Raw genomic sequence first — 11,285 nt, forward strand, 5'->3', positions numbered from 1 at the left:
CCGGGTTGCCGTTACCCAAATTTTCAGCGCGGGGCGCTGCCCGCTTGAAAATTTGGACGGCTGCCCCTGCTCCGCCTCGGCTGTATCTGCCGCAGGCAGCGCCTCGGCTCCGCAGCCTCTGGACTCCCTACCCACCCTAACGACCAGGGTCTGAACCCTGGACCCAAAAGCAGAAGTCGCGGCGTTCAAAAGCCTAAAAAACACTGTCATGCCTGGCCCGTAGAAACTTTCAGGGCCTCAAACGGCGGCACGGGTGTTTTTCTTAACGGCTTTTGCCCGCCGCTCCGATTGCTGAGTGCGTCCGCTTTGGCGGACGCGGGGCCCGTGGGAAATCCTATACCAACAGAAAACCCCCGCCTCTTTTGGAGAAGCGGGGGCTTTGTTGTTTTTTGGAGTGTACCGGGCGAGAGAAACCAGGCTACGCGAAACGATGCATCGCACCGCGCCGCAGGCGCAAACGCCGCGAGCGAGCTTTTGGCGTAAAGGCCCCGCGGAAGTGTCGGAGACCCGGAAACTGTATGGTACACAGTAAAAAGTTTTTGTTTCTTTTTTCAAAAAGAAAGGTTTCTTTTTGAAAAAAGAAAAAAGGCCTCGCCGTTTGGCGAAGCCTTTTGGTTGGGGATGAGAGAATCGAACTCCCACAAGTAGAGTCAGAGTCTACCGCACTACCACTATGCAAATCCCCATCGGATTTTGATTTTCTGTCGGGCGGCGAGTCGTTTGCGCTGCCGACGGTGATTATTATACTCAGGTTGGATGGGATTGTCAACCCCCAAAATAAAAAATCCGGCATATTTTTCCGTGCGGGGTGCGTAGAATAAGAAAGAGGCTTTTGCCGGGCCCCGAAAAGGACCGGGCTCCGTGTTTTTTGTATGGTGTCAACTGTGGAAGGAGAAGATCGTATGTCCCAGACCGCCCCCCGCCGTCCCAGCCTGCTGTCCCGCCGCATCCCGCGGGACGTGGAACATGAGCGCTACCACCCCGAGCTGGAGGAGGAAATCAAGGAATGCCTGTACTGCCTGCGCCGCAACGCCATGATGTTCGACCTGGAAGTGGACCCCGACCTGGTGGAACAGCGGATTTATGAGCGCCAGGCATTGCTGTGCCGGTACCGTTATTTGATCCAGCGCGCCCGGGAACTGGGCCTGCACACCATCCTGGCGGGGCTGCCCGCATTCGGGGAGGACGACCCTTGACAGGGAAGGTAAACCGTGTTATCATACAAACAGAATACGCGCGCCCTGTTTGGGGCGTAATGGATAAGATAGAGAGGTACATACCATGGAGAGAATCAAGACCATTGCAACCCGCGACCTGACCAAGAGCGTCCAGACCGGCGGCTGTGGCGAGTGCCAGACCTCCTGCCAGTCCGCCTGCAAGACTTCCTGCGGCGTGGCAAACCAGAAGTGCGAGAACAGCAACAAGTAATCTTGGCCCCATCCGATGCCGCCTTTGCCGGGCGGCATTTTTTTGTGTATCACGGAGGAAAGAATGGTACATCAGTATAAACTCAACGGCTACAATATTGTGCTGGATACCTGCAGCGGCTCGGTCCACCTGGTGGACGAGGTGGCCTACGACGTCATCGCCCTGTATAAGGAAGCCACCCGGGAGGAGATCACCGCCCGGCTGCTGGAAAAATATGCCGACCGCCCCGACGTCACCGCCGCCGACCTGGCCCAGTGCCTGGACGACGTGGCGGCCCTGGAGGCCGCCGGCAAGCTGTGGAGCCCCGACGTCTACGAGAACATGGCCTTTGACTTCAAGAACCGGAATCATGTGGTCAAGGCCCTGTGCCTGCACGTGGCCCACACCTGCAACCTGAATTGTTCCTATTGCTTTGCCGCCCAGGGCCGGTATCAGGGCGAGCGGGCCCTCATGAGCCTGGACGTGGGCAAGCGGGCCATGGAATTCCTGATCGAGAACTCCGGCACCCGCCACAACCTGGAAGTGGACTTCTTCGGCGGCGAGCCGCTGATGAACTGGCAGATGGTGAAGGACCTGGTGGCCTACTGCCGCCAGCGTGAGAAGGAGACGGGCAAGAACTTCCGTTTCACCCTCACCACCAACGGCATGCTGATCGACGACGACGTCATCGACTTCTGCAACCGGGAGATGAGCAACGTGGTTCTGAGCCTGGACGGCCGCAAGGAGATCCACGACCGCCTGCGTGTGGACTACGCCGGCCATGGCAGCTACGACACCATCGTCCCCAAGTTCCAGAAGTTCGTCAAGGCCCGCGGCGACAAGAACTACTATATCCGCGGCACCTACACCCACGCCAACACCGACTTCACCAAGGATATCTTCCACATGGCCGACCTGGGCTTTACCGAGCTGAGCATGGAGCCGGTGGTGTCCAAGCCCGACGATCCCTGCGCCCTCACCAAAGAGGACCTGCCGGTGCTGCTGGACCAGTACGAGCTGCTGGCCAAGGAGATGCTGCGCCGGGAGCGGGAAGGCCGTCCCTTCACCTTCTACCATTATATGATCGACCTGACCGGCGGCCCCTGCATTTATAAGCGGATTTCGGGCTGCGGCTCGGGCACCGAGTACATGGCGGTCACCCCCTGGGGCGACCTGTACCCCTGCCACCAGTTTGTGGGCGATCCCAAGTACCTGCTGGGCGACATCTGGAAGGGCGTCACCAACACCGCCGCACAGGATGAGTTCCGCCACTGCAACGCCTACGCCCGTCCCGAGTGCAAGGACTGCTGGGCCAAGCTGTACTGCTCGGGCGGCTGTGCCGCCAACGCCTACCACGCCACCGGCAGCATCAGCGGCGTGTATGAGTACGGCTGCGAGCTGTTCAAGAAGCGGATCGAGTGCGCCATCATGATCGAGGTGGCCAAAAACCAGGACCTGGCCGCCCAGGGCATTGAGGTTCCCGTCCAGCTGGGCGGCACCTGCACTGCCTGCGCCGACGGCGAGGGCTGCGCCGAATGAGCCTGACCCCCATCGCGGACTTTGTGCGGGCTTACGCCGCCTCGGACACCTCCCGGCTCCATATGCCGGGCCACAAGGGGACCGGCCCTCTGGGCTGCGAGGCCCTGGACCTGACTGAGATTGCCGGGGCGGATGAACTGTACGAGGCCGAGGGGATCATCGCCCGGAGCGAGGCGGCCACCGCCCGGCTGTTCGGCACCGCAGGCACCTGGTACGGGGCGGAAGGCTCCTCCCAGTGCATCCGGGCCATGCTGTTTCTGGCCCTGCAGGCCGCCCCCCAGGGGGAAGGCAGGCCGGTGCTGCTGGCGGCCCGCAACGCCCACAAGGCCCTTCTGTATGCCGCGGCCCTGCTGGACTTTGATGTCCGGTGGCTGTGGCCCCCGGCCGGCCCCGACGCCAGCCTCTGCGCCTGCCCGGTGAGCCCTGATCGGCTGTCCGCCGCCCTGGACGCCCTGGAACAGGAAGGCCGCCGCCCCTTCGGCGTCTACCTCACCAGCCCCGACTACCTGGGCGGGGTGCAGGACGTGGCCGCCCTGGCCCCCCTGTGCCATGCCCGTGGGGTGCCCCTGCTGGTGGACAACGCCCATGGGGCCTATCTGCGGTTTCTGCCCGGGGGCAGCCGCCACCCCATGGACCTGGGGGCGGACATGTGCTGCGATTCGGCCCACAAGACCCTCCCGGTCCTCACCGGCGGGGCCTACCTCCACGCCGGCCGGGGCCTGTTGAATCCCGACCCGGCGGACGTGCGGGGGGCCATGTGCCTGTTCGGCTCCACCAGCCCCTCCTATCTGATTTTGCAGTCCCTGGACCTGTGCGCCGGGGCGCTGGCAGGGGACTGGCCCGCCCGTCTGGCGGACTGCATCCGGGCGCTGGACGCCCTGAAAGCCCGGCTGGACGCCCGGTGCCCCGGTCTGGTCCGTCCCTCCGAGCCCCTGAAACTGGTGCTGGACGGGGCAGCGGCGGGCCGCAGCGGCCAGGAACTGGCGGAGCTGTTCCGGGCCCACCGGGTGGAGTGCGAGTACGCCGACCCCCGGTATCTGGTGCTGATGTTCACCCCCCACAACCCGCCCCGGGACTTTGACCGGGTGCGGGACGCTGCCCTGGACGCCATCGCCCATCCCGGGACAGGGGAGGGCCCTGCCGCCCTGCCCGCCGCCCTCTGGGAGGACCTGGAACGCCAGGCCGGACAGCCCGCCTGCACCATTCGCCAGGCGGTTCTGGGCCGCCAGGTCCGCCTCCCCGCCCGGGAGGCTCTGGGCCGGGTCTGCGCCCTGCCCACCGTGTCCTGTCCGCCCGCCATCCCCATCGCCGTCAGCGGCGAGACCATCGGCCCGGCGGCCCTCCGGCTGCTGGAGGCCTTCGGCATCGGGGAAGTGTCGGTGCTGGCGTAAATCTGCGCCCGCCGCCCTCTGGGAGGATCTGGAACCTCCAGCCGCGGGCGCGCCCGCTGGCGCCCTGCGCCCCGGAGTCTTTGACCCTTGTTTTTTCGCGTCCCTGCCCTTTGGGCGGGGGCGCTTTTTTTGCGCCGGCAGCTTGACAGGGAGAAAATGGTGTGATATGATTTTGATATCAAAAAGATACACACCCTCCGCCCGGCGGGGGGGAAGTCTGGACAGGGGAGGAGATTCCTGCATGCTGAAGATTCAACATCTGACCAAGGTTTACGGGGACAAAAAGGCGGTGGACGACCTGTCCCTGCACATCCGCCCGGGAGAGATTTACGGCTTTATCGGGCACAACGGCGCCGGCAAGACCACCACCCTCAAGAGCTGCTGCGGGATATTGCACTTTGACGCGGGGGAGATCCTGGTGGACGGGGTGTCCATCCGGACCGACCCCCTGGCCTGCAAACAGCGGATGGCCTATATCCCGGATAACCCCGACCTGTACGAGTACATGACCGGCATCCAGTACCTGAACTTCATTGGGGATATATTCCAGGTGCCGGCGGAACGGCGGGCCCGGCGGATTCGGGAATACGGGGACCTGTTCGGCCTGACCGGGGACCTGGCCCAGCCGGTGAGCGCCTACTCCCACGGCATGAAGCAGAAGCTGGCCATCCTGTCGGCCCTGCTCCACGACCCCAAACTGCTATTGATGGATGAGCCCTTTGTGGGCCTGGACCCCAGGGCCGCCCATCAGCTCAAGGTGCTGATGCGGCGGCTGTGTGACGAAGGCGGGGCCATCTTCTTCTCCACCCATGTGCTGGAAGTGGCGGAAAAGCTCTGCGACAAGGTGGCCATCATCCGGGGCGGGCGTCTGGTCCGGGCCGGAACCATGGAGGAGGTCAAGGGGGACGACTCGCTGGAAGAGGTCTTTCTGGAACTGGAAGGGGAGAACGGCCATGCTTAAAGCCCTGGTGAAAAAACAGCTGCTGGAATTGACGGCGCCCCTGCGCCGGAGCAGCGCCACCGGACGCCGCCGAACCGGCTGGAAGGCGGCGGCTTTCGGGGTGCTGGTGGTGTGCCTGTTTGGATTGGTGATGGGGAGCGTGGGGGTGCTGGACGCCCTGATCTGCCCGCCCCTCACCGCCGCCGGTCTGGACTGGCTGTATTTTGCCCTGTCGGCAGCCCCGGCTCTGCTGGTGGGGGTGCTGGGGGGCGGCATGATGGCCTACAGCTCCCTCTACGCCGCCCGGGACAATGAAATGCTTCTCTCCCTGCCCATCCCGCCGGGGATGATTTTGGGTGTGCGGATGGGATACGTCTGGTTTTTGGGGCTGGGGTATCAGGCCCTGGTGCTGGCCCCGGCCTATGGGGTGTATTTCGTGCTGGGGTCCCGGCCGGTGGCGGCGGCCCTGGCCATGGTGCCGGTGCTGGCCTCTCTGGGCTGCCTGGTGCTGGCGGTGTCCTGCCTGGCGGGCTGGGCCGCGGCTATGCTGGGGGGCCGCATCACCCGGTATAAGGCCGTCCTGAACCTGGTCTATGCGGTGGCGGTGCTGGCCCTGGCCCTGGGGGCCAACGTGGGGGTCCGCCAGGGTTTGACCTGGCTGCTGACCCATCTGGACCAGGTCCAGACCCTCGGAGGAAGCGCCTGGCTGGTGTACCTGCTGGGCAGCGCCGCCGCAGGGGAAGGGTGGGCCGTGGGCCTGCTGGCCGCGGCGGGTCTGGGTGCCCTGGCCCTGTGCTGGCTGGTGCTGCGGCGGAATTACCTGCGGATGATGACCACCCGGCGGGCGGGAGCCCGCCCCGCCTACCGGGAAAAACCCGCCCGGGCCCACAGCGTCCGGCGGGCTCTGCTGGGCCGGGAATGGCTGCGGCTGGCCGGCAGCACCAGCTATATGGTGAACAGCACCATGGCGTCCATCCTGATGGTACTGGCGGTGCCGGTGCTGGTCTGGAAGGCGGAGGACCTGCGGGCTCTGCTGGCCCTCTGGCCCCAGGCCGGGGCCTGTGGCCCGGCGGCGGGCTGCGGCCTGGTCTGCTCGGTGGCCGCCATGAGCCTGATTACCCCGCCCTCGGTGTCGTTGGAAGGGCGGACCCTCTGGCTGATCCAGTCCCTGCCGGTGACCCCCTGGCAGGCCCTGCGGGCCAAGCTGGACCTGCATCTGGTTTTGACGCTGCCCCCCGCCCTGGCCGCGGCGGGGTGCGTGGTGTGGCTGCTGGGCTGCGACGCCCTGTCGGCGGGTCTGGTGCTGGCGGAGACCGCCCTGTTCACCCTGCTGACCGGGGCGGCGGGTCTGGTTCTGGGCCTGCGGCTGCCCAACCTCCACTGGACCAATGAGACCGCCGCCGTCAAAAACAGCGCCGCCCCGGTGGTGACCCTGTTCGGCGGCTGGGCGGCGCTGGCGGCCCTGGCGGGACTGTGGTGGGTGACCCGGGGCCTGCTGGGCCCGGCGGGGGCTCTGGCGGCGTGCTGCGCCGTCACGGCGGCGGGGTGCATCGGACTGCTGCACCTGCTGCGCCGGTGGGGAACAGCGGCCTTCGCACGGCTGTAAAATGGCCCCGCCACTGCGTTTTTTTATCAATGCGGCAAGATTGTGCAAAGAAATGGTAAACTGCCTTGCGGCACTTTCCAAAACCTGCTACAATACAATCGAAGGCGAAGCCGGACCGGCGGACACAAACAAGTCCGCCGGTTCTTTGCCGTGGGGACGGCGGGCCGCCTTTTTTGGGGAATACAGGATACGACTTTGTAAGAATTTTGTGAAAACGCCTTTCTTTGTAAAGAACCGGCCCGCTGAATCGTTGGGAATGGTATAGGAAAGAAATTGCAACCGTCATGGCATTCCTGCCACGGAGGATCTTGTTTATGAAAATATTGCTGACCACCGACTGGTGGACCCCGGCCGTGAACGGCGTGGTGCGATCGGTGACCCTGCTGCGGCGGGAACTGATGGCCCGGGGCCACGATGTAAAAGTATTGACCTTGTCGTCCACCAACCATTCCTATGAGGAGGACGGGGTGATTTATCTGGGCAGCCTCAGCGCCGACCGGGTGTATCCGGGGGCGCGGGTGCGGTTTGCGGCCTGGAACCGCTGGATGCGGGTTCTCACCGACTGGCGGCCCGACATCATCCATTCCCAGTGTGAATTTTCCACCTTTTTGCCGGCGTGGCGGCTGGCCCGGCGGTGCGGCTGTCCCCTGGTCCATACCTACCACACCGCCTATGAGGATTATACCCGCTACATCATCCCCAGCCAGCGCTGCGGCCGTGTGGCGGTCAAGGAGCTGACCCGGCTGTTTTCGGGCCGGTGCGACGCCATCATCGCCCCCACCGGCAAGGTGGCGGACCTGCTGGAACACTACGGGGTGAGCTGCCCGGTGTATACGGTGCCCACCGGCATCGACCTGGCGGCCTTCCACCCCATCGACGACGCCCAGCGCCCGGCCCTGCGGCGGGCATTGGGCCTGCCCGAGAACGAGCGGATTCTGGTGTCCATCGGCCGTCTGGCGGCCGAGAAGAACCACGGCGAACTGCTCCGGCTGCTGGCCCGAGAGCCGGCCGAGAGCCGGCCCCTGCTGCTGTTTGTGGGCGACGGCCCCGCCCGGGCCCAGCTGGAACAGCAGGCCGCCGACCTGGGCCTTGTGGACCGGGTGATGTTTGCCGGCATGGTGCCGCCCGCCGAGGTGGTGCGGTACTATCAGGCGGGGGACGCCTTTGTCTGCGCCTCCCAGAGCGAGACCCAGGGCCTGACCTATTTCGAGGCCCTGGCCTGCGGCACCCCCACCATCGTCCGGGCCGACCCCTGCCTGGATGGCGTGGTGGAGGACGGGGTGAACGGCTGGCAGTGGAAGGACGCCGCCGGCTTTCATGAGGCCCTGGCGGCCCTGTCCGACCCCGATACCGCCCGCCGCCTCCGCCAGGGCGCCCTGGCCACCGCCGAGCGCTTTTCGGCGGAACATTTCGCCCAGCAGGCCCTCCAGGTGTATGAGGAGGCGGTGGAACGCCGCTGCCGCATCCCGGGCGGACTGCCCGCCGGCGTCCCGGCGGCCGCCTCGGGTGTGGGGTTCTTCCTCTGCCTGTGGCTGGGTGTCTGGGCCTGGCACCGGGGCCTCCTCACCGACCTGAACGCCCTCCAGAGCTGGGTGTCGGGGCTGGGTGTCTGGGCGGCGGCCGCCTTTGTCGCCTTCCAGGCGGTACAGGTGGTGGTGCCCATCCTGCCCGGCGGCCTGGGCTGCCTGGCCGGCGTGGTGCTGTTCGGGCCCTGGTACGGCTTCGCCTATAACTACATCGGCATCTGCATCGGGTCCCTGGCGGCCTTTGGGGTGGCCCGCTACTGCGGCCGCCCCCTGCTGGAACGGATGTTCCCCCGCAAGCTGCTGATCAAATACGACCGCTGGATGGGGCACAAGAGTTTTTCCCGCTGGTTTGCGCTGGCCATCTTTTTGCCGGTGGCGCCGGATGACTTCCTGTGCTATATGGCCGGCACCACCTCCATGCGGTGGGATCAGTTCACCCTGATTATTTTGACCTGCAAACCCTTCGCCATCGCGGCCTACAGCACCGGCCTGACGGTGGCCATGAATACGATTCTGCGTTTGATTTGACCCGGCGCGGCGCCGGATGTACAGAGCAGGGAGTGATTGTTCGACTATGTCTGTCTGCATTTACCAGGGCGGCTACAACACCGTCCGCAAGAGCGGGGTAGGCAAGGCCCTGGAACACCAGGCCGCCGCCCTGAAAAGCGCCGGGGTGCCGCTGGTGGGAGAGATTCCCCCCGCCGGGCCCCAGGCCAAGGGGTGCGTGGTGCACCTGAATACCGTCCTGCCCGACGCGCCGCTGGCGGCGGCCCGGGCCCATGCCCGGGGGTGCAAGGTGGTCTACTATGGCCACTCCACCATGGAGGACTTCCGCAACAGCTTTTTCGGCTCCAACCTGTTGGCGCCGCTGTTCAAGCGGTGGCTGATTTTCTGCTACCGCCAGGGGGATGTGGTCATCACCCCCAGCGTCTATTCCCGCCGGATTCTGATGGGGTATAAGATTGGCCGGCCCATCTACACCCTGTCCAACGGCATTGATACCGGCTTTTTCAAGCCCGACCCCGACCGCGCAGCCCGGTTCCGGGCCAGGTACGGCCTGGCGGAGGGGCAGAAGTGCGTGATTTCGGTGGGCCACTGGATGGTCCGCAAAGGCCTGCCCGACTTCGTGGAGCTGGCCCGCCGGATGCCCCAGGTGCGGTTCATCTGGTTCGGCCATACCGACAAGGCCCTCCTCACCGAGGAAATCCGCCGCGCCATGGAGTCGGCCCCCGGCAACCTGCTGTTTGCGGGGTTTGTGGACGCCGACGCCCTCTGCGATGCCTATTGCGGGGCGGACGCCTTCGCCTTCCTGAGCCATGAGGAGACCGAGGGGATTGTGGTGCTGGAGGCGTTGGCCTGCGGCATTCCCACCCTGGTGCGGGATATCCCGGTGTACGACAACTGGCTGGAGGACGGCAAGTCGGTCTATAAGGCGGACAGCCTGGAAGGCTTTGCCTCCAAACTGCGGGATATGCTGGACGGACACCTGCCCAGCCTGCAGGAGGGGGGACTGGCGGTGGCCGAGGCCCGGAGCCTGCACCAGATCGGGCAGGCCCTGTGCCGGATTTACGCCTCGGGGGGCTTTTTGGACGCCGCCCTGGCAGAGCCCGGCGCCTGCCGCGTCCCACAACAAAAAAAGGCCCGCAGCCGCGCCTGACGCGGCAGGGCCTGGATAGGACTGGATCATGAATCTGCTGTTTTCCATCAACCGGAAGTTTGTCCCCCTGTGGGGCCAGTGCATGGCCACCATCCTGCGCCACGGCGGGGCCGATCGGTATGACCTGTACGTTCTCCATTCCGACCTGACCGAAGAGGACGCCGCCCAGATGCGGGCGGTGCTCCGGCCCCAGGACCGGTGCACCCTGATTTCGGTGCCGGACGGCCTGTTTGAGGGCTTCCCCGAGACGGGGCGGTATCCGCTCCAGATTTATTACCGGCTGGCGGCGCCTCTGCTGCTGCCCCCGGAGCTGGACCGGATTCTGTATCTGGACGTGGACACCGTCATCCTCAACAGCCTGATGCCCCTGTATACCTCCGACTTTGGCGGGGCGGCCTTCATGGCCTGCAGCCATACCCGGAAGTTTATGGACAGGGTGAACCAGGCCCGGCTGGGCCTGGAGGAGGGGGTGCGGTACCTGAACTCGGGGGTCCTGATGATGAATCTGGACCTTCTGCGGGATCTGGTGCGGCTGGAAAATATCCGGGACTACGCCGAAAAATACCGCCGCCGCCTGATTCTGCCCGACCAGGATATCCTGACGGCCCTGTTCGGGGACCGGGCCCTGGTGCTGGACAGCCGGATCTACAATATGACCGACCGTTTGTACCTGCGGTGCAGCGCCACCCCCGGCGAGAAGATCAGCCTGGACTGGGTGCGCCGGAACACGGTGGTGGTCCATTATCTGGGCAAGCCCAAGCCCTGGCAGAAAAACTACCTGGGCCCCCTGGGGGTCTTTTACCATGAGGAACTGGCCCAGGACCAGCCGGCAGAAGGCTGAGGGAAATATTTAAGATAAAAACCTAAACGCCCCCGGGTCCTGTGCAGCGTGCAGGCCGGGGGCGTGGTTTTTGTAAGAAAGTCTGCGCCCCACAACACCAAAAGACCCACTGAACCACCAGCCCGCTGAGGCGGGCCTGTGGTACCAATCGGAGCGGCGGGCAAAAGCCGTTAAGAAAAAACCGGGCCGTCTTTTGTAAGCGCTCAAAGTTTTAACGGGTCAAGGCCGTCGTGTTTTTTTAGGCTTTTGCCCAGAGCGACCACTCTGTCTGGGTCCAGGGCAGCTTTGGCCCGGCGCGTCCAGTGGACGAAACAGCCGGGCCGAAGCTGGCGCAGCGCTCCGGTTTTTGCAAGCGCCCTCCGCGGCGCGCCGCAAAAA

9 protein-coding genes and 1 tRNA gene are annotated in these 11,285 nt (G+C 65.0%); 9 read left to right on the top strand and 1 reads right to left on the bottom strand.

Translation table 11 applies throughout. The features are described from left to right. Positions 1-612 precede the first annotated feature (612 nt). A tRNA-Gln gene (locus B5F27_RS14720) sits at positions 613-686 on the bottom strand. Positions 687-902: 216 nt separating this feature from the next. On the opposite strand from B5F27_RS14720, the gene B5F27_RS14725 reads away from it, so the two are divergent. From B5F27_RS14725 to B5F27_RS14770, 9 genes are all read left to right on the top strand, one after another. After that, on the top strand, positions 903-1,196 hold the full coding sequence (locus tag B5F27_RS14725) for a DUF2508 domain-containing protein (protein WP_087368852.1): 294 nt from the start codon (positions 903-905) through the stop codon (positions 1,194-1,196). An 85-nt stretch (positions 1,197-1,281) separates the two neighbouring features. Beyond that, positions 1,282-1,428, top strand: a complete 147-nt coding sequence (scfA, locus tag B5F27_RS14730; RefSeq protein ID WP_087249166.1) for a six-cysteine ranthipeptide SCIFF — start codon at positions 1,282-1,284, stop codon at positions 1,426-1,428. Between the two features lie 63 nt (positions 1,429-1,491). Further along, positions 1,492-2,946 carry a thioether cross-link-forming SCIFF peptide maturase gene (gene scfB / locus B5F27_RS14735; RefSeq protein ID WP_087368853.1) on the top strand — a complete coding sequence of 485 codons (1,455 nt, stop codon included), beginning with the start codon at positions 1,492-1,494 and terminating at the stop codon, positions 2,944-2,946. Beyond that, complete coding sequence (locus tag B5F27_RS14740; RefSeq protein WP_087368854.1) at positions 2,943-4,337, top strand: amino acid decarboxylase; 1,395 nt, start codon at positions 2,943-2,945, stop codon at positions 4,335-4,337. The genes scfB and B5F27_RS14740 overlap by 4 nt, the downstream gene beginning before the upstream one ends. Before the next feature lie 241 nt (positions 4,338-4,578). Further along, complete coding sequence (locus B5F27_RS14745) at positions 4,579-5,298, top strand: ABC transporter ATP-binding protein (RefSeq protein WP_087368855.1); 720 nt, start codon at positions 4,579-4,581, stop codon at positions 5,296-5,298. Continuing rightward, positions 5,291-6,883, top strand: a complete 1,593-nt coding sequence (locus tag B5F27_RS14750; RefSeq protein WP_087368856.1) for a hypothetical protein — start codon at positions 5,291-5,293, stop codon at positions 6,881-6,883. The genes B5F27_RS14745 and B5F27_RS14750 overlap by 8 nt, the downstream gene beginning before the upstream one ends. 314 nt (positions 6,884-7,197) lie before the next feature. Beyond that, on the top strand, positions 7,198-8,937 hold the full coding sequence (locus B5F27_RS14755) for a glycosyltransferase (RefSeq protein ID WP_242962212.1): 1,740 nt from the start codon (positions 7,198-7,200) through the stop codon (positions 8,935-8,937). Positions 8,938-8,983: 46 nt separating this feature from the next. Next, positions 8,984-10,066 carry a glycosyltransferase gene (locus tag B5F27_RS14765; RefSeq protein ID WP_087368857.1) on the top strand — a complete coding sequence of 361 codons (1,083 nt, stop codon included), beginning with the start codon at positions 8,984-8,986 and terminating at the stop codon, positions 10,064-10,066. 28 nt (positions 10,067-10,094) lie between these two features. After that, positions 10,095-10,907 (top strand): glycosyltransferase family 8 protein, encoded by an 813-nt coding sequence (locus B5F27_RS14770; protein WP_087368858.1) that lies wholly within the window; start codon positions 10,095-10,097, stop codon positions 10,905-10,907. Positions 10,908-11,285 lie beyond the last annotated feature (378 nt).

Origin of the sequence: Faecalibacterium sp. An192 (assembly GCF_002160175.1) — a bacterium.
Lineage (GTDB): Bacteria > Bacillota > Clostridia > Oscillospirales > Ruminococcaceae > Faecalibacterium.

Excerpts from the sequence above, each read along its gene's own strand:
- B5F27_RS14725 (WP_087368852.1), top strand. The coding sequence starts at position 903 with ATGTCCCAGACCGCCCCCCGCCGTCCCAGCCTGCTGTCCCGCCGCATC.
- B5F27_RS14770 (WP_087368858.1), top strand. The coding sequence starts at position 10,095 with ATGAATCTGCTGTTTTCCATCAACCGGAAGTTTGTCCCCCTGTGGGGC.
- B5F27_RS14740 (WP_087368854.1), top strand. The coding sequence starts at position 2,943 with ATGAGCCTGACCCCCATCGCGGACTTTGTGCGGGCTTACGCCGCCTCG.
- scfA (WP_087249166.1), top strand. The coding sequence starts at position 1,282 with ATGGAGAGAATCAAGACCATTGCAACCCGCGACCTGACCAAGAGCGTC.
- scfB (WP_087368853.1), top strand. The coding sequence starts at position 1,492 with ATGGTACATCAGTATAAACTCAACGGCTACAATATTGTGCTGGATACC.
- B5F27_RS14745 (WP_087368855.1), top strand. The coding sequence starts at position 4,579 with ATGCTGAAGATTCAACATCTGACCAAGGTTTACGGGGACAAAAAGGCG.
- B5F27_RS14755 (WP_242962212.1), top strand. The coding sequence starts at position 7,198 with ATGAAAATATTGCTGACCACCGACTGGTGGACCCCGGCCGTGAACGGC.
- B5F27_RS14750 (WP_087368856.1), top strand. The coding sequence starts at position 5,291 with ATGCTTAAAGCCCTGGTGAAAAAACAGCTGCTGGAATTGACGGCGCCC.
- B5F27_RS14765 (WP_087368857.1), top strand. The coding sequence starts at position 8,984 with ATGTCTGTCTGCATTTACCAGGGCGGCTACAACACCGTCCGCAAGAGC.